This window comes from Reichenbachiella carrageenanivorans (genome assembly GCF_025639805.1).
Classification (GTDB): domain Bacteria; phylum Bacteroidota; class Bacteroidia; order Cytophagales; family Cyclobacteriaceae; genus Reichenbachiella; species Reichenbachiella carrageenanivorans.
The window spans coordinates 553,736-573,429 of record NZ_CP106735.1 but is presented as its reverse complement, the minus strand read 5'-3'; the positions used below and the strand labels follow the sequence as shown (position 1 = coordinate 573,429).

The 19,694-nt window shown below is 44.8% G+C and carries 15 protein-coding genes; 12 read left to right on the top strand and 3 right to left on the bottom strand.

Translation table 11 applies throughout. From position 1 onward, the window contains the following. Nucleotides 1-9 precede the first annotated feature (9 nt). From N7E81_RS02100 to N7E81_RS02090, 3 genes are all read right to left on the bottom strand, one after another. Complete coding sequence (locus N7E81_RS02100) at nt 10-2,436, bottom strand: alpha-L-rhamnosidase-related protein (RefSeq protein ID WP_263051628.1); 2,427 nt, start codon at nt 2,434-2,436, stop codon at nt 10-12. A gap of 147 nt (nt 2,437-2,583) precedes the next feature. Next, nucleotides 2,584-3,456: an AraC family transcriptional regulator gene (locus N7E81_RS02095; protein WP_263051627.1), complete on the bottom strand. Its 873-nt coding sequence runs from the start codon at nt 3,454-3,456 to the stop codon at nt 2,584-2,586. A gap of 56 nt (nt 3,457-3,512) precedes the next feature. After that, a complete protein-coding gene (locus N7E81_RS02090) occupies nt 3,513-4,544 on the bottom strand; it encodes a GntR family transcriptional regulator (RefSeq protein ID WP_263051626.1) in 1,032 nt (343 codons plus the stop codon). A 533-nt stretch (nt 4,545-5,077) separates the two neighbouring features. Here N7E81_RS02090 and N7E81_RS02085 point away from each other — a divergent pair. The 12 genes from N7E81_RS02085 to N7E81_RS02030 all read left to right on the top strand — a co-directional run bounded on the left by N7E81_RS02085 (nt 5,078) and on the right by N7E81_RS02030 (nt 19,669). Then, nucleotides 5,078-5,845 carry an SDR family NAD(P)-dependent oxidoreductase gene (locus tag N7E81_RS02085; protein ID WP_263051625.1) on the top strand — a complete coding sequence of 256 codons (768 nt, stop codon included), beginning with the start codon at nt 5,078-5,080 and terminating at the stop codon, nt 5,843-5,845. After that, entirely contained in the window at nt 5,842-6,645 is an 804-nt protein-coding gene (locus N7E81_RS02080) for an MBL fold metallo-hydrolase (protein WP_263051624.1), read from the top strand. Before N7E81_RS02085 ends, N7E81_RS02080 begins: the two co-directional genes overlap by 4 nt. A 15-nt stretch (nt 6,646-6,660) precedes the next feature. After that, nucleotides 6,661-7,440, top strand: coding sequence for an SDR family NAD(P)-dependent oxidoreductase (locus N7E81_RS02075; protein ID WP_263051623.1), 780 nt, complete (start codon nt 6,661-6,663; stop codon nt 7,438-7,440). A 21-nt stretch (nt 7,441-7,461) separates the two neighbouring features. After that, nucleotides 7,462-8,214, top strand: a complete 753-nt coding sequence (locus tag N7E81_RS02070; protein ID WP_263051622.1) for a hypothetical protein — start codon at nt 7,462-7,464, stop codon at nt 8,212-8,214. Next, nucleotides 8,214-8,960 carry an acetoacetate decarboxylase family protein gene (locus N7E81_RS02065; protein WP_263051621.1) on the top strand — a complete coding sequence of 249 codons (747 nt, stop codon included), beginning with the start codon at nt 8,214-8,216 and terminating at the stop codon, nt 8,958-8,960. Before N7E81_RS02070 ends, N7E81_RS02065 begins: the two co-directional genes overlap by 1 nt. A gap of 60 nt (nt 8,961-9,020) precedes the next feature. Then, nucleotides 9,021-9,944, top strand: a complete 924-nt coding sequence (locus N7E81_RS02060) for a C-terminal binding protein (RefSeq protein ID WP_263051620.1) — start codon at nt 9,021-9,023, stop codon at nt 9,942-9,944. Between the two features lie 10 nt (nt 9,945-9,954). Next, nucleotides 9,955-10,812: a fumarylacetoacetate hydrolase family protein gene (locus tag N7E81_RS02055; protein ID WP_263051619.1), complete on the top strand. Its 858-nt coding sequence runs from the start codon at nt 9,955-9,957 to the stop codon at nt 10,810-10,812. A 159-nt stretch (nt 10,813-10,971) separates the two neighbouring features. Further along, on the top strand, nt 10,972-12,261 hold the full coding sequence (locus N7E81_RS02050; RefSeq protein ID WP_263051618.1) for an aminopeptidase P family protein: 1,290 nt from the start codon (nt 10,972-10,974) through the stop codon (nt 12,259-12,261). A 32-nt stretch (nt 12,262-12,293) separates the two neighbouring features. After that, a complete protein-coding gene (locus tag N7E81_RS02045) occupies nt 12,294-13,445 on the top strand; it encodes an alpha-hydroxy acid oxidase (RefSeq protein ID WP_263051617.1) in 1,152 nt (383 codons plus the stop codon). A 188-nt stretch (nt 13,446-13,633) separates the two neighbouring features. After that, nucleotides 13,634-15,013 (top strand): LuxR C-terminal-related transcriptional regulator, encoded by a 1,380-nt coding sequence (locus N7E81_RS02040; protein ID WP_263051616.1) that lies wholly within the window; start codon nt 13,634-13,636, stop codon nt 15,011-15,013. 161 nt (nt 15,014-15,174) lie between these two features. Then, on the top strand, nt 15,175-18,345 hold the full coding sequence (locus tag N7E81_RS02035; RefSeq protein WP_263051615.1) for an Ig-like domain-containing protein: 3,171 nt from the start codon (nt 15,175-15,177) through the stop codon (nt 18,343-18,345). Between the two features lie 376 nt (nt 18,346-18,721). Then, the gene (locus N7E81_RS02030) at nt 18,722-19,669 is read left to right on the top strand and encodes a sugar phosphate isomerase/epimerase family protein (protein ID WP_263051614.1); all 948 of its coding nucleotides are present in this window, start codon (nt 18,722-18,724) and stop codon (nt 19,667-19,669) included. Nucleotides 19,670-19,694 lie beyond the last annotated feature (25 nt).

Sequence of the window (19,694 nt, the reverse complement as noted above, 5' to 3'; positions counted from 1 at the left end):
TCACAAATTCTATAGATGATTAACTCCTGATTTTAATTTTATGAACTGGTTATTCCATTTGAAATCGCCAGTGATACCTGTTGGCAATGTGATCGTTCCGCTGACCTTGCCTTTTTTGTTTTTTGAAAAGTGGACCGCTAAGGTGCCATTGGGGTGTGGAAACGAAGCTTCGACTTCAGTCAAGTCTCCGAAGCTTGGCGCAATGAGAACCTTTTGAAAACCCGGAGCGGCAGATTGAATGCCAGCTATCGTGTGTATGAAATCAAAGCAAGGGCTGGCACTCCAGCCGTGGCATTCAGATCGTGGGTTTACGTCGGTCTCACCGAAGGTGGTCATGCCTCGATCCAGCATGTCTTTCCATGGGGCAAGACTGGCCGTGTACAGATTCGCAGCACCTGCTTTTTGCATGGCACGTGTGAGGTAAAATTTGAAATAGATAGAACTTTGTATCAAATCCTTTTCGCTAAGAAGCTGTGCCAAGAGGGCTGGTTGATCTGCTGGTGCTACGGCATCGGCCAATATGGCAAATACATTGGTATGCTGTGAGAACACGTCCTTTTCGGGCCTTTCGGCAATGAGCTTCTTGTCTTCGTCGTAGCAGTTTTGTACGGTAGCTTGGATGATGGCAGCGGCTTGCTTGCGATAGTTTTGAGCCTGAGCTGTTTCATCCAGTAGCTCAAAGACCTCAGCGGCTTTTTGTAGCGCTAGTGCATATTGTAGACTTACATTGGCGGAGTGTCCATCGTCAGCGCCCACTGGTATGCCGTTTTGAAAGCCTTCGCTCCAGTCTGTAAAGTTCCACCACGCTAGGTTGGCGAGCATGCCCGTGTCGTCTACTTTGTTTTCGAACCAGCCCAGCACACTCTTGATCCCAGGCAAAAAGTTGCGAATAAATTCGGGATCGTTTCGGTAGCTCATGTAGTCATGCAGCATACCGATCCATAGCAATGAGTAGGTCGGAATGACCTGATTGATATAAGAAGGATAGCGGCTTTGGGTGAGTCCATTGGGCATGCGAGAATCGTCGAATTGCTGAATGGCTTTGCGCATCAGGCGGTCGTCGCCAGAGACGAAGATCGACACCAGCGACTCGATTCTTGTGTCGCCTATGTACTGAAGTTGTTCATAGTAGGGGTCTTCAAATTGGTCTGTAGACGAATTTTGTAAGGTAAGCCAGGCGGCATCCCAGATCGCATTGAGCGATGGGTCGCTGGATTGGAAGGTCGCTTTTTCTTCGAATGGATAGACGGAGTAGATGTTGTGATAATCTTCGATTACTAATGGTTCGTCTGCCGTAGTGATGTCTAGCGATACAAACCTAAATGTACGCATGGCCTGTGGCTGAAAGCTGCGTTGAGCACCCCCATCGGTTTTGAAGATGTCGTAGTAGCCGCGGATTTCTTGGTCTTCGAGGTCATTTCTTGGTCCTTTTTTCCATCCTCCATGGGCACTAAATTCATGTGATGTTTTGTAAAACAAAGCCTCTGCATAAGTGGTTTTGATTACTGTATTTTTCCCTTGACTTACGGTAAGTATTGGATAGCCTATGGTGTGTATTTCATGATCTAGCAGAATAGATACTTTGGCGTTTGCTGGGATGGTGATCGCCTCATTGCCAGAGACAAAGTTTTTAGATACGTTGATACCATTGGCCTGAGCCACTTTTTTGAATCTGGTCACTGTGTCCGACAAGAAAGGAATCTGGCGTGGTACCAAATACCAAGTGCTGCCAAACAAAAAACCTCTGCCTACGGCAAATTCTACCATGGCCAATCTTGGTTTTTGCCACTGGCTGTCATTGTAGGTTGGAGATTTCCAGCCCCATGGGTATAGCGTCCCGTCTACCTGGTCGCCTGGGCCTGCAGCATAGTATCCGCCCACGGAGTCACTCACAAATGGGATGGTGCTGTAGGCGTTGTTTTTGATTACTTTCCATTCGCTGTCTTTGGCGGTATCTATAGATACGGGATTGTGGGTGTCTCCTTGTAGGATAAGGGCCGTCTGGAAGGTCTGTTGCTTGGCATGTCTGAACTCACCAAAGTTGATGACCTCTACCGCAATGGTGTTAGTGCCTGCCTGTAAGTATGGCGCTAGGTCATGTGTCTCGTATCTCCAATGTGCGATGTCTCCAATGGCTGGGCCTCTACCCACGTAGGTGCCGTTTACATAGAGTTTGTATCTGTTGTCGGCAGAGAGATGCACCACAAAAGACTTGGGAGCCTCTTTTAGATCGAATGTTCTTCGGAAATTGAACACGCCGTAGTCCATCGTAGAGGCCGATGGGTGGGTGATCCATTGCGCGTTCCATGCATGCTTGAGCATGTTGAAGTCCTTGCCTTGGTGATTGATGGTTACCTGAGATTCTTGGGCAAATAAAACCACTGTCCAAATAGATAGACCAATAAGCAATAAGACTTTTTTAAAATCGGTATTCATTGTTTTTCTTAATTAAGCGACGTCCTCGTATTTCTTTTTACAGGTTTAGATTAGTGATGAGTCTGATGATGAGGTAAGTTGGTGTATCTGATATTCCACTCTATCCTGTGTTGCCCTGTCGGTAATCATTTTAAGTGCCAAACGAGGTTAGATCATCATTTGGTTGCGTCGGTCGTGGGAGGGTGATTTACCAGTTTTTAGTTTGTATAGTTTAGAAAAGTAAAAGACCGAGTTGATCCCCACTCTGCTGGCTACCTCGCTGATCTCCATGTCGGTGTTGTGTAGCAGTCTTCGCGCCAAACCTATCCTTTCGGAGATTAAAAACTGATTGAGTGAAGAGCCCGTAGCTTTTTTGAAGGTCAGACGAAATTGGCTATAGCTGAGGTTGAACCGCTCGCTCATCTTTTTGTAATCAATCTTGCTGGTGATATTTTGTCGGATAAAATCAATACTAGACTGTACGATATAGTCGTGTCTGTTGGTGTTGATTTTGACTCTATCCTCTATGGTGAAGTGACTGATTAACTGGATGAGTGATCCAAAAAGCACTTTTTCCATCAGTTTGGTAGGTGTGCCTACTAGGCGAAGCACGTGGTTAAACAGCGTGATGATGTCATTTTGGTAGCCCATAGATTTGATGTGGGTGACCTGATTGGGAAACAAATCCTTGACTACATAGCTGTCTATATATTCGCCTTTGAATCCGATCCAGTACTCTTCCCACCCCAAATCTTTGTGTGGCTTGTAGCGATGCCATTCTCCCTTGTTGATGACAATGGCATCTCCAGGTTTGATCTCCAGTTGTGCATTTTCAGATTCGAAAATTCCACCCCCAGTGGGGATATAGATGATATAGTAATCGGGCAGTGTCCGACCTTCTTCCCAAGAGAAAAGATGAGATTCTGGATGCCCCTCTACTGGATAGGCGGCATTTCTATTGACCTGCTCATACCCGCAAGTGATCAGTTTGATGCCCCAGTTTTCATTGTCTCCCGAAAAGTACTTCCAATAATTCTCCATGATCAAGTATAATCATTTCTGGTTATATGTTTGTACAAAATGATTGTATAGGCAAACTAAAGCGATGCCCGAGACATAAAATGAAAATCGTTTTTCACTAGGCCAGATACTTGCCCTAGGATCATGTCTGCCGCTATTTGACCCATTTTAGCAAAGTCTGCAGTGATCACAGAGATGCCTTCAGCCAAGACTTCTTTGAGTGCGGTGTCGTTGTACGACAATATGCCAGTATCCTTCGCCAGCTTCATCTTGGAGAGCTGTATGTTTTTGATGATCGTTACCAGATCCGCTTCTTCGAGTACTACAAAGGCCGACTTCTTATAGCTTTTAGGGTCTATGCACGAGGCGTCGTTGTAGATTTCGTATTTGAATTGATTGAATCCACAAAACCGTTTGAATCCAGCGATGATGTCTGCGGGATAGGTATGCATTTTGTCTTCAGGGAAGATCAAAATCAATTTCTCATATTTTTTGAGCAACGTGCTAGCTTCTACCAGCGCATTGTAGATGTCTTCTTTAAAATCCTGATACATGCCTCCTTTGCAGTTGGCCAGCTGGTCTAATTTAGTGTCTAGCAAAATCAGCTTTTCTGAATTGATTTTCAGGAGCAATTCGTTGAGCTCTTCTTGGTGCTTGCTTTCGAAGCCTGGCATGATCACATAGTATTGATACCCGTCTAGGTTGCCTTTTACTATTTTCTTGAAGAGCGAGTAATCGCAGTAGTCTACCGTGGCTTGATTGCTGAGCTTTTGGATCATCTCATTGTAGATGGTCTTTTTTTCGCTATTGAAATCGTTGACCAAAAGCAAGATTTTTATTTCTTCAGAGGCGCCACTGTCGTCTAGTATGTAGTAGCCTCTTCTTTTGATGGATTGGATTATTTTCTGAGCACATAGATAGCGATAAGCTTTTTCTACAGTATCCCTCGATAGATAGTAGTCAAAACTCAGCTGGTTGATCGATGGAAGTTTGTCGCCAGACTTTAGTTTGCCTGCTTTGATACTCCATGTGATGCTGTCTATGATTTGTTTGTATTTAGGTGTGTTGGAATCATCACAAATGTCTAGTTGAATAAAATCGTGTTTCATAATGTTTCATTTATGTTGTAAAATCCCTTCGTGTGGTCGTGGCATTCTTTGCTAGTTTTTCATCTCCATTGGCCGAGATTTTTCATACAAATCGGACGATTGCCATATCGCATGAGGCTAGCTGCCATTTCCCACAATACAAACATTGCGATTTCAAACACGATTCGGAATAGTCATAATGATTAAGTTTTTATACAAAATGATTATTTCACTTTCTTTACTTATTTATTAATAGTCACGTTTTTGTTTGTCAAACCTTATTAAAAACTAACAGTATGGCATGTATGAGCACTTATGATATGTCTGATCTGTGCTAGATCTGCTGTAGTACTGTATTTTGCTAATAGCAGCGCGCGGAGCGATACACATACAGGGCTAGCGAGCGCAAACCAGAAAAACAGAAGGAGCAAGTCAAAGCAGTATAGGACAGGACAGCACGAGTTTTTTGATTGTAGATCTTCACCATATGAAGTTGGGCTTTGGCCTAGCCGAATCATGAAATTGAAAGAGAAACTACCATAGGAGGAGATAATATGTTCGAAATAAAAGGTGAAAGAGTTTTGGTGACAGGCGGGTCTCGCGGGATTGGGTTGAGTTATGTGGAAGCACTGGCAGGACAAGGTTGCACCGTGGTATTTAGTCACTATAAGGATACAGACAAGGCAACGGCCGAATGCGAACGACTCAACGCTGCCAGCAAGGCAGAGATTCATCACATAGAGTCTGATATTGCAGACCCAGTACAGACCGAAGCCTTGGTAAAAGAGGCGGTGCGTATCATGGGAGGTATAGATATTATGATTAGCAATGGAGGCATTTGCAAGTTCACAGAATTTCTAGACATCTCGATAGACAGCTGGAAGCGCCACATGGATGTGAATATGAATGGTCCATTTATGGTTACACAGCTGGCTGCTAAGCAGATGATCAAACAAGGAAATGGAGGTAGAATTATATTTACCACCAGTGTGGGAGCCTACAGATCCAATGCTGGACAGACACACTACTGCGCTTCGAAGGCGGGACTGAGTCTACTGTCTATGGGTATGGCCATAGAGCTAGGTGAGTATAACATTACTGTAAATAGTATCGCGCCAGGCTGGATACATACAGATATCAACGACAAGGAGTCGAGAGACCTAGAATCGGTGACTCCCTGGATCGAGTCCAAACTAGCCGTAGGCCGACTAGGCAAGCCTAAGGATTTGGAATCTGCCGTACTTTTCTTGGCTAGCAAACAAGCCGAATACACCACAGGCTCTACCATTTTTGTTGATGGGGGATGGAATGCACAACTATGATGAAAAACTACAAAATAACTGCTTTGAAAATGGGAGAGGCCAGAGTGCCTGCTGCCGAAGTATACTGGATGACCAAGCTATACGGCTGGGAAATGCTCACCTTTTGGTCTTTTCTGATCGAAAGCGAAGATCGGAAAGTATTGCTCAATACTGGCTTTCCTAAAGACTATTCTGCACTAGATGCACTCTGGACCAACTGGGCTTACGAGGCCATGAACGAACACGGGCATGAGCCTGTCATCAACGAAGACAATTGGATAGTAAACGCCTTGGCTCAGCATCAGGTCAGACCCGAAGAAATCAACGACGTGATCATTACGCCGATTACCTCATACGCCACGGGCGGTTTGGATCAGTTTCCTAATGCCAACATTTGGGTTTCACACAAAGGTTGGATGGATTTTCATGCGCCAGACCCTGAGATTCCGCAGCTGCCTCGAAATATCCTCTTTCCAGATCATGTGATCAGCTATCTGGTGAAACAGGAGGCCGCAGCGAGAATCAAACTGCTGCCCGATGAAGAAACCGAATTCTTGCCAGGTATTACTTCCTGGTTTTGTGGAGGTCACCATCGCTCATCCATGCTTTTCAAAGTGCAGACCAAAGACGGTTTGGTAGGATTGACCGATGCCGTATTTAAGTACAGAAATTTTGAAGATAAGATTCCTCTAGGGTTGAGCGAATCAATAGAAGAGCACTATCGACTCTTTGCCAAAATGGAACGAGAAGTAGACATGGTCTTGCCACTATACGACGGCGATATACAAAAGAAACACCCAAATTTAATAGTAGGAGCATAATAAATAGAAAAAAAGATGGAATTGGAATTTGAAAATAAAGTAGCACTAATTACAGGAGTGGCGAGTGGATTTGGAGCAGCTACAGCCAAGCAATTGGCCGCACAAGGCTGCACCATAGTGGGCGTAGAAAGAGACGAAACCAAACTCAATGCACTTTTGACTGAGCTACCTACTGCACATACTCAGCATCATGCCATAGTACAAGATCTACGCGATACCCAAGGCGCCAAAACGGTAGCCTCTAGAGCAAAGGACCTTGCAGGCAGAATCGATATAGTAATCAACTCAGCAGGTGTTTGTCATTTTAATAAACTGAATGAAATCACGATCGAAGAATGGGACGAAGTATTTGAAATAGATGTTCGGGCGTTGTTTCAGGTAGCTGTAGGCGCCGCAGAGATCATGGATCATGGTGGCATCATCATCAACCTAGGCTCGAATGCAGGCAGAAAAGGAAGAGCCGTGTCAGCACACTATGCCGCAGCTAAAGCTGGCGTGAGCAATTTTTCAGAATCGCTTGCACTGGCCTATGGTGCCAAAGGCATTCGGGTAAATACCGTGAGCCCAGGCCCTATCATGACACCGATGTGGAACGACCTATATCCAGAGTTATCACCTATTACTGGCAAAAACTCAGCAGAATTGGCGGAAGCCTGGACTGCTCAGACACCCCTAGGCAGGCTAGGAAAAGCCGATGATGTAGCCAATCTCATTGTCTTTTTGGCTTCTGAAAAGGGCAGTTTCATTACCGGACAAGACATCAACGTGTGTGGCGGCTTTATGCTCAATAGCTAATTAATTCAAAAATAGATACCTATGAAATTATCAAAATCAGATATTATCAACCGAGACCTTAGACAGGACAAACCTTCTGAGGTAGGCAAGTCTTCTTTGGCACTAGCCTACGAAGCCATGCAAAAGGGCGATCTCGAAGAAGCCAAAAGAATCACCGAATATGCTCGATTAGAGTGGGAGGTAGTTCATGATATGTTTACCAATTGGGCATGGTCTTTTTTTACCTATATCGCCGACAATTTTGGCGAAGACGAATTGGAAAAAGCCTACCGCTCGATTTTGGGTAGCTACTACAAAGACCGATACGATAAAGTAATGGTGCAGGATGTAGAGACTCAGTTGCAGCTGACTATCGAAGGACTAAGAGGTCACTTGATGGGGCCAGATAGACAGGGAGAAATAGAAGTAGTAGAAGACGAAGAAAAATATACGCTCGTGTTAGACTCTTGCGGGAGTGGAGGAGTGGCTCGTCAGCGGGTAGATCGTGGCGAAGTGGAAAATCCCGAAGTATTCGGCTGTACCAAAAAAGCACAACCTTGGAGCTGGGGCAAAAAAGACATTAGCTACTACTGTACCCATTGCACCATGGTCAATGAGATCCTATCGATCGAAAATTATGGTCACCCGATGAGAGTCACAGAATACAACCCAGATTCGGAGGCACCGTGCAAGTGGCTCGTGTACAAAGACCCTAAGCAGATCCCAGCCGAATACTATGAACGAGTAGGCAAAAAAGCACCCGCCCATGCCCCACGATTAAAGGACAAAAAATAATGAGTTTGCAAGAAAACAACCATTGGTCTACGCCAATAGGAGCTCCTTTGGCGGCTCCTTTTCCGTTTTCGTTTCGCGATGTGGAGGTGCTCACGCTTTCGTACAAAACGGATCGTAAAGCTGCTGAAAAATTGCTGCCTGCTCCGCTCAAACTGAGAAGCGACTGGGTACTTATTCACATCTACAACATGAATGACACCGATTATCTCGGGCAATATCAGGAGTGCAATGTGATGCTAGACGCAGAGCTACCAGGCAAAGCAGTGGGTGGTTATTCGCCGTTTTTGTTTTTGAATAGCGACGGCGGTATTTCGCAAGGCAGAGAAGTACACGGACAGCCCAAAAAATGGGGCAATCCGAAGGTGGATTTCAATGGAGACCTAATCATCGGTTCGCTAGAGCGCAATGGCATAGAGGTAGTCAATGGCACCATGGCCTACAAGCAAAACCGAGGGACAATTCAGGAGTTCAAAGACATGACCTTCGACTTTTCCGTCAATCTCAATTACAAGGTGATCAATCATATCAATGGCGAGACAGCCATTCGGCAAATCACATCCCGCAATTTGGAAAATGTGAAAATAGCCGAAAGCTGGATAGACCCATGTTCGGTGGCACTCAGGCCCAATATGCAAGCACCTATCTACAAACTGCCCGTGCTAGAAGAAGGCCATGCATGCTTTTGGAAGGGGGAGTTCACCTTGGTAGAAGGCGAAATAGTACATGACTATTTGAGGAAAGGTTAGCAGTAGCGCACAAGGAATAAATGCCTGAATCAGGCCATTGAAAAGTAAAATAAGAGAAGTATGAAAGTAGTAATTACGGATTGGAATTTTCCAAATATAGACGTAGAAAGAGAAATTATAGAAGGAGCAGGTCATACAGTAGTAGATGCCCAGTGCAAGACCGAAGAAGAGGTAGCAACATTAGTCAAAGATGCAGATGTTGTGATCGCCCAGTGGGCACCTGTAAAGGCCGCCGCCATAGCAGCCATGACTCAATGCAAAGGCATCGTGAGGTATGGTATAGGATTAGATAATATAGACTTGACAGCTGCTAAAGATAAAGACATACCCGTGGCCAACGTGCCAGACTACTGCCTCAACGAGGTGGCGGATCATACCGTGGCATTGATGCTCGCTGCACAGCGTCAGATCCTCTCTACTTGGGATAGGATCAATCAGGGCACATGGGTCATCACTTCACCACAGACCTTGCCACCATTACGGCAGTCTACTTTGGCTTTGATTGGTTTGGGTAGGATTTCCCAGCGAGTAGCGAGCAGAGCACAGGCTTTTGGGATGACTGTGATCGCTTACGATCCAGGGCTTAGCGAGGAGCAGTTTGCCGAGCTAGGCGTAGCATCGGCTACACTAGAAGAAATTTGGGAAAGCGCAGATGTGGTGAGTTTGCACTGTCCATTGGTACCAGCTACGCACCACCTCATCAATGCAGAAGTGCTGGCCAAAATGAAAGCTACAAGCATTGTGGTCAACACCAGTAGAGGCGGTTTGGTAAGCACCAATGACCTGATGGACGCGCTCAACAATGGAGTGATCGGTGGTGCAGCGCTGGATGTAGTAGAAGAAGAGCCGCTGTCCAACGATCATCCCTTGCTCAAAGCAAAGAATTTGGTAGTGACCAGCCATACGGCATGGCACAGCGGCAGTAGTATTACCGAACTACAAACATTGGCTGCACAAAAAGCAGTAGAGTTATTAACAGTATAAAAAGAGGAAGATGAAATTAATAAGATTTGGAGCCGAAGGCAGTGAGAAACCGGGCGTGCTACTTAGTGATGGTACGAGATTAGACGTAAGCGGCTTGGTAGCCGAATACGATGAAGCATTTTTTGCAGGAGATGCTTTGGCAGATTTGACATCCAAGGTTGCAGCGCAGGTGGACACTTTGCCCAAAGTAGAGGCAGCTGTGAGATTGGGAGCTCCCCTAGCACGTCCATCCAAGATTGTCTGTGTAGGACTAAACTACGCCAAACACGCTGCCGAAAGCGGAATGGATATTCCTGCAGAGCCAGTATTGTTTTTCAAAGCCACATCTGCCATCGTAGGCCCCAACGACGATATCGTGATTCCAAAAGGTAGTGAAAAGACTGATTGGGAAGTAGAGCTTGCCATCGTGATAGGCAAAAAAGCTAGCTATGTAGACCAAGCAGATGCCATGGATCACATCGCTGGATATGTGCTACACAACGACGTGAGTGAACGGGCTTTTCAGCTAGAGCGAAGTGGCCAGTGGGTGAAGGGCAAAAGTGCAGACACCTTTGCGCCGATCGGGCCATTCATAGCCACACGAGACGAAATATCAGATCCAGGAAACCTCAGGCTGTGGCTCAAAGTAAACGGTGAAATGCAGCAAGACAGCGATACATCGGACTTGATTTTTGATGTGCCTCATTTGGTGAGCTACATTAGTCAGTATATGACATTATTGCCAGGAGATATTATTTCTACAGGTACACCATTCGGTGTAGGCATGGGACTCAAGCCGCCTACCTATCTCAAAGACGGCGATGTGGTCGAGCTGGGTATCGATGGTCTGGGCACTTCCGTGCAAAAAGTAAAAACGTACAAAAAATAGTATTGGGATAGGCAAGTAGTTACTGCCCGTTTCGACTTGGATGAGCCAATACTAAATACAATATTCTCAAGGTACTTAGGGTCTCTTATCGTGATCCAATGGTGCCTTGGGAGTGTTTTAATAATCCTTTCATTGTATTTAATTTATTAAACAACAAACATGCGATACACTCCCCCAACTAATGATTTATACATCAGCAACAGAGCCAAACTGACGCAGGCCATGGTTGCAGATGCAGTAGCAGTTTTCAATTCCAACGACATCATGCCCACCAATGCCGACGGGGTGATGCCTTTTCGACAAAACAATGATTTGCTTTATTTGACAGGCATAGATCAGGAAGAAACAATTTTGGTGCTCCGACCAGATTTCCCTGATCCCACTCAGCGAGAGATTCTTTTTATAAGAGAAACGAATGAACTGATTGCCGTATGGGAAGGACACAAACTGACCAAGGATGAAGCCCGCACCATTTCTGGTATTCAGAACGTTCAATGGCTTTCGTCATTTGAGCAAATGTTCAGTGGATTGGTGGTAGCTTCTCAGCATATTTATCTCAATGCCAATGAGCACACCAGAGCCATGCTAGATGTGGAGATACGCGACGATCGTTTTTCCAAATGGTGCAGAGCCAAGTATCCCAATCACCATTACCAGCGGGCGGCACCCATCATGCAGCGCATCCGAACGATGAAGTCCAAAGATGAAATAGATCAGCTGCAGACGGCCTGTGACATTACCAACGACGGCTTTAGACGCATCTTGAAATTTGTAAAACCGGGCGTGACCGAATACGAAATTGAAGCCGAATTCATACACGAATTTGTAAGACAAAAATCCAGAGGATTTGCTTATCCGCCTATTGTGGCGAGTGGGGCGGATTCTTGTATTTTGCATTATATAGAGAATAAGAAAAGATGCGAGGCAGGAGATATTTTATTGCTAGATGTGGCTGCTGAGTATGCCAACTACAACGCCGACATGACTAGGAGTATCCCAGTGAGTGGTCGGTTTTCGCCAAGACAAAAGGCCGTATACGAAGCCGTGCTGCGTGTAAAAAAACAAGCCACTGAAATGCTGAGACCCGGGGTAGTCATCACAGATTACAACAAAGAAGTAGGACTCATCATGGAACAGGAGCTGGTAGGTTTAGGTTTGATTGATCAGACAGATATTAAAAATCAAGACCCTCACCACCCCGCTTACAAAAGGTATTTTATGCACGGCACGTCTCACTTTTTGGGCTTGGATGTACACGATGTGGGCGATTTCTATGCGCCGATTCAGGAAGGTACAGTGCTGACTGTGGAGCCAGGTATTTATATCCCAGAAGAAAAGCTGGGTATCCGACTAGAAGACAACGTGGTGATTGGCAAAGAAGAGAATTTTAATTTGATGCGAGACATTCCGCTCGAACTAGAAGAGATAGAAACATTGATGAACGAATAAGTCTTACGGGTCTTATTCATACCAATTATTTTATGAGCTATACATACGATGCCAATTACCCATCGATCGACGACTTGCGGTACCGAGCCATGCGGAAAATTCCAAAATTTGCTTTTGAATACTTGGATGGTGGCTGCAATGAAGATATCAATCTGGATAAAAACACAAGAGAAATCCGTGAGGTAGAGCTGATTCCTCAATACCTGACTAAGCATCATCGGTCTGAGATGAAAACCGAATTGTTTGGACAGGTCTACGATGCGCCGTTTGGGATTTCGCCAGTAGGGTTGCAAGGGCTTATGTGGCCCAAGGCTCCTGAGATTTTGGCGAAAGCCGCTCACAAGCACAATGTGCCGTTCATTCTGAGCACAGTCACTACCATGGACATCGAGCGGGCAAGCGAACTGACGGAGGGCAAGGTGTGGTTTCAGCTGTATCATCCCGCAGAGGATCGACTGCGAGACGACGTGATCAAGCGGGCCGCTGCTGCCGAATGCCCTGTACTAGTACTACTGGCTGATGTGCCTACGTTTGGTTTTCGCCCACGAGACATTAGGAATGGACTTGCCATGCCGCCTCGGATGACTTTTAGGAATATCAGGCAAATGATGACTCGACCAGAGTGGGCACTTCGCACATTGATTAATGGTCAGCCAGAGTTTAAAACACTAAAGCCCTATATGCCCAAAGGCTTGGATATGAAGCAGCTCGGGCAATACATGAATCAGACGTTTTCGGGACGGCTAAATGAGGAAAAGATCGCACCCATCCGAGATATGTGGAAAGGCAAAATTGTGCTCAAGGGAGTGGCTAGCGAGCAAGATACCGAGACAGCCATCAAACTGGGGCTAGACGGGGTCATCGTGTCCAACCACGGCGGCAGACAGCTGGATGCGGGACAGTCGGCCATTCATCCGCTCAAAGGTATTGCACAGAAATACAAAGATCAGATCAAGGTGATGATGGACAGCGGAGTGAGATCTGGACCAGACATTGCCAGAACACTGGCTAGTGGGGCAGATTTTGCGTTTTTGGGTCGCACATTTATGTATAGTGTAGCGGCACTAGGCGCCCGTGGAGGCGACCATGCCATAGGTTTGCTCAAAACACAGCTTCAGCAAGTGATGGAGCAAATCTGCTGTGAAGAGGTTAAAGATTTTCCTCGTTTTTTGGCGAAAGATTGATGGCTAGATATACAGCAGGTTTCAGCTGATTGCAGAGGCTTTTTATAAAACTACTTTCATCATTTATTTGCTTTCAGCTCGTTGTTACATAGCTATGTGTATTTCTAAACGTTCTGATTTGATTCCTAAGTTTTGTTTTGATCAAGTTCAACTCTATTATTGCCATAGCTAATGGAAAGAGATTGTCAATGACTGCTAAATTGTGGTGTCTGTTGTTTTTGTTCTTGGTAGGGTGGTCACAATCCTATGCACAAACTATTCACTACCAGAAGAGTGAGGAGCCCCTTTTACAGATCAAAAAAACAAGTAATCAAGACTGGCTATCCTATACCGAGCCGATCTATGAGGGGATCAATAATGGAGTATATTGGTTCAAAATCGAGATACCAGCCACCTCAGAGGCTTATGTGTTGCATATCCCCGAAGCCCACATCACACGTGCTTGGCTTTACCAACAAGATGTAGAGATATCACGGACAGAAAAAACACGGTTTGTTCATTTCCGTTTGCTGCCAACTCAGAAAACCACTACGTATTATTTGAAAGTAGACTGCTTGCTTGAAGCCCGAATACCGCTTCAGTTGCTCGAGGAAGTGGAGTATTATAGATCGGAGCAGCTCGAAATCCTAGGTACAGGTGCTTACTATGGTATTGTGATCTGCATCTTGATGATAAATTTTTTTTCCTATCTCAATCTCAGCCACAAAACTTACCTGTATTACATCTTCATGACCATATGCATGTCTGCCAATGCCGTGTATAAAGATGGTAGTTTTGCGTTATTATTTGGCGCAGAAGGCATCAACGAATATATCGAACCCACCATCAACAGTATTTTGGGCATCAGCTGTATCTTTTGTATCGAGAGCTACTTGCGTATCAGCCGAGACTATCCTAGGTTGTATCGAATAGGCATTGGGCTAGTGGTGCTCTCACAGTTGCTCAATATCGGCGTACTCCTTACGCACGGTAGCTTTTGGTATTATGTAACTACTGAATTGGTCGTGCTGCTGGCCTTGGATGTATTTTGTTTATCTGGTTATTTACTTTGGAGAAAAACTAAATCCTTAGAATCTGGCATGTTTTTCTTGGCCTATGGCATTCCGCTGTTTGTGGCCCATGGGTATTATCTCAGTCCATATTTTGGCCTACAGTTTATGAATATTTCATTCGTATGGTACAAGGTAGGTTCAGTTTTCGAAATGGCCGTTTTTACTTACGTTATTATTTATCAGTCCAAAAGGTTGTCTTTGAAAAACCATGAGATGAGACAAAAGATTGTTGACTATACCGCTCAGCTTAGCCATTTTCATGAAAACTCTAATGAAAAGGAAACCCACACCTTAGAATTGATCAAGCGCTATCGCTTTACGCTCAAAGAAATAGAGATACTCCAAGATATATCTGGCGGGAGTACCAATAAAGACATAGCTAACAAGCACTTCATCAGTCAAAACACGGTAAAGTATCATATCAGAAACATTTTTGACAAGCTCAATGTGAACAATCGTAAAGAAGCTGGGAGCAAACTGGTTAGCATTTCTAGCGAACAGACACAAGGGTACTGATTTTTAACTATCTCATATCTAGCCATTTACCCATAAGGGTGGGAAAAACTACCCGCTGCTTTTTTGACCGCTACCCTACTGTATACCTAGTTTAGCACTTCCAGATGTATGCCTCATTGGGTGTGCAAATGGAGTCTACATTTTAAGCAAAAATTTGAGATATGAACACGACATTAAAATATCCCCAAGGGAAGCGCACAGATTTTTTGAATAGTATGAAGGGATTGATGATCGCCCTCATACTTACCTTGACAGCTTCGACATCCTATGCCCAGACCACAGCCGACAGCTATGTAGATATCAATGCAGCCAGTGGCGGTGATGGTAGCTCTTGGGCCAGTGCCTACGACGACCTGCAAACGGCGATCAATAATGGCGAAATTGGAGATGTCATTTTTGTAAAAAAAGGTGAATACTTGCTTACTGCCGCTATTACCCCCAAAGAAGGAATGGAGATATATGGCAGCTTCACAGGTGCCGAAACTACATTGGCTGAACGTGACCTAAGCAACTTTTCCAATGATGCAAGTAACGCGACTATTCTAAAAAGCAACGGGAACCAGCGGGTAATCACCATTAATTATCCACCAGTAGATCCTTCACCAAACACTTTGGATGGCCTGGTGATTACCGGAGGAGGAAATATTGACCAAGGAGGAGGAATCTATGTTCTAAATGCCTCACCCACGCTCCGCAACTTAATCATTACAGGTAATACTGCGAACCAGGGTGGTAGTGGCCAAGGTGGTGGTATTTACATTGTCAATTGTTCCCCCATTTTGATCAATGTGATTCTAAGCGAGAATCAAGCTACCAATGGTGGCGGCATGTATAGTACCAGTTCTACGCCTGTATTGACCAATGTGACCGTCGCTAGAAACAATGCCTTCGTAGGAGGTGGAGTTTCCTTTGTCGCTGCTTCTAATGCCAAACTCAATAACACCATTATTTTTGGAAACACAGCCTCTATTACCCCCGATATTCTCGTCGAAAGTTCCGCTCCAGATGCAAAGTATAGTCTAATACAAGGATTCCATTTGAGTGGCAATCTGGATGGCACAGCCTATAATGAAGCTGACGTATTTGCTGATCCTGACAACGGTGATTATACTTTGAAAAACACTAGCCCTGCCATAAATGCTGGAAGCAATGACTTATACACCAATGCTGGAGGAGACTTGGCTGCTGATGTAGATCTAGCGGGCAATGTGAGGCTTTATGATGGCCCTCCTGCTGATGATGTGATCGATGTGGGTGCCTATGAGCTTCAGAGAATCCGTAAGGAGCCCACCTCTCCAGGTGCCAACAACATACTCTACGTCAACAAAAACGTAAAAGACAGTAATGAAAGTGGCGATTCATGGGAAAATGCCATTACCGAATTGGCAGATGCCATGGTTTGGGCGAAAGAAAATTATGACAATGCTTGGGAAACCACTCCATTAAAAATATATGTAGCCACTGGGACTTACAAGCCGATGTACAGCCCAGAGGATGGTGCCAAATTTGGCACCGACCAAGGTCGTGACAATAGCTTCTCTATGGTCAAAAACGTTCAGTTGTATGGAGGATTTGATCCAGATAATGGAATCAATGACCTTACTGATACCCGGATTTTGCCAAGCTCAGGCAATACTGGTACCATACTAAGTGGTGATGTAGACGGTGACGATGAAAGTGATTTTGCCAACAATAGTGAAAATTCCATTAGGGTAATGGTTAGTAGTGGCGATATGGGTACGGCCTTATTAAATGGCTTTACCATCACTGGCGCCAATGGTGAGAATAATAATAACATAACAGTAAATGGCAACCCTATTTATCAATGTTCAGGTGCTGGTGTTTACAACTCTATCTCCTCGCCCCTTTATGAAAACCTTTTATTGTATGGAAATTTTAATACAGAGTCTGGTGGAGGTATGTTCAGCTATCAATCATCTCCTATAGTTCGCAATAGCGTCTTTAGAAATAATAAGGCCAAGGATGGTGGTGCTATGGCGAATCAGGATCAGTCATCACCCGTGTTGAGCAATGTGCTTTTTATAGACAATCAAGCAAGCACCAGTGGAGGAGCTATATATAATGTAGACAGCTCAACGCCTACATTTGTGAATATTACCGTAGTAGGCAATACAGATACGGGCGAAGGTGATGGCATCTATAATGAAAATAATGCTATCCCAAGCCTAAAGAACAGTATCGTCTGGGATGATGTATTTGGAGCTTATACGCCTCAAAATAGCCTGATCAAAGGCACCACCACCACCGAAGAGGGCAACATAGATGCCACTGCCTTGACAGATACGGACATCTTCACTGATTTGGCCAATGGAGATTATAGTCTTGTACAAACGAGCCCAGCAGTAAATGCTGGAAGCAATAGCTTCTACACCAGTGCTGGTGGAGACTTAGCCAATGACGTGGATTTGGCTGGGAACCCTCGTCTCTATGATGGAGTGGCTAGCACGGATCATATAGACATGGGGGCTTACGAAAACGTGGATCCTGAATTTGCCTCAGAGACCACAGCAAACTTTGCGGAAAATGCGACTGGCACGGCATATACGGCAGTAGTTCAAAGTATCAATGTCATGACTTATAGCTTAGGAACAGCCCTTGACGAAGCCCTCTTCGATCTAGTAGCGAACACAGGAGTAGTGACCTTTAAGGCTACTCCTGACTTTGAGTCTCCTATCGATGCAGACGCCAGCAACACCTACGTGATCAACGTGATCGCCAGTGATGGAACGCATTCGCTTAATCAGGAGGTGACGATTACCGTCACTGATGTGGATGAAATCACGCCATCTGTCATGATCAGTAGCATGGCTACAGCGCCAGTTTCGGCAGCATTCGAGGTCAGTATCGTCTTTAGCGAGGTGGTTACAGGATTTACCATAGAAGACCTCACGCTTAGCAATGTCGAAGCCAGTGGCTTTTTGGGCACAGGCGATACCTATAGCGTGACGTTGACACCGCTAGCCCATGGCACAGTCACAGTGGCAATAGCCGCAGGCTCAGCTACAGACGCAGCAGGCAACGGCAATAGTGAGGGCACTTTCAGCATAGATGCGAATATGCCCGTAGCGCTCTCTGTTGATAATGACCGTGGAGGTCAGCTACACATCTACCCCAATCCGTCGAGCGAGTACATTAGGATCAGTAGCGACCGATTCGTACATACTTATTCGCTATTGGATATCAAAGGCAGATTGCTCAAGCAAATCACAGCCACTGACCAAGCCATTGCGATAGACGATCTAGAAGCTGGGATTTACTTTATCCATGCCATAGGAGAGCGGTCTACAGTGACCAAGTTTATTAAGAAGTAGGTTTTTGAATACCACAACAGCAATCAGAAAAGAGTCAGCACTTAGTCGGTCCGGTGTTGGCTCTTTCTGGTTTTGCAAAGTAGCCATCTTGTCAAGGGCTTTCGAGGCTAGTTGTTCCGTTTCCAAATGATTTTGAGTTAGCCTATTTTCTAAGGGTGTGACCAACAGCAAAGAACAAGTACTCCGAATTTCCAGAGAATAAATCTTTTTTGATGTTTATATAGTCATATAAAGGTTATATTTTGGAGTGCTGGATAGATAGTTGGTGGTGCTGTGGCAAAAAACAACAAGATCACGGTAGTTATGCCGTAGTATGCTTTGAAGAATCACCTATTTGGCCAGTTTACTTACTAATAAGTGCAGGACAAAAAAGCATATGACCAACTCCAGACGAACGTTCATTAAAAAAATAGGCGTAGCGGCTCTGACTACCCCTTTGGTACCTTCTCCCATTCATTTATTTGATTTTGATCAAAAAAAAGATCCGCTAGAAGTTCATATTTTCTCTAAGCATCTTCAATTTTTGGATTGGAAAGCTGCTGCCCAAGTTGCTGCAGATATAGGCTTTTATGGATTAGACCTAACCGTTCGTCCGAAAGGACATGTTTTTCCTGAAAAGGTGAAAGAAGAATTGCCTAAAGCCATCAACGATATCAAAAGTGCCGGACTTTCGTGTGACATGATCACAACAGCCATTTCAGATGCGAGCAATCCATTGGATGCGGATATCATCAAATCAGCTGCTGCTCAAGGAGTAAAGTTTTATAGAAGCAATTGGTTCAAATACAAAGCAGATTGGTCATTTGAAGAATCGCTGGATTATTATGAAGACAAAGTACGTGAGTTGAGCGATTTGAATGCGCAATACGGTATCGTAGGGTGCTATCAAAACCACTCTGGGACGAGCATTGGTTCTTCTGTGTGGGAGGTGAAAAAAATATTGGGAACCGCCAATCCGAAGTATTTTGGTGCACAATACGACATCCGTCATGCCGTGGCGGAAGGAGGTCGTTCTTGGTCGAATGGGGTGAAACTTCTCCGCAGTCAGATCAAAACAATCGTACTCAAAGATTTTAAATGGGGCAAAGTGAGTGGTAAGTGGAAAATAGTAAATGTTCCGATTGGAGAAGGAATGGTAGATTTTAATTCGTATTTTCAGCTTTTGAAAAGTTTTGGATTGAAACCTCCTGTCAGTCTGCATCTTGAATACCCACTAGGAGGAGCCGAAAAAGGGCTGCCCGACATCAGCGTAGATCAGCAAGTGGTTTTTGATGCCATGAAAAAAGATCTGACGGCCATTCAACAGTTGTGGCAAAATGCTTAGTGTCAACCTAAACAAAAACTACGAT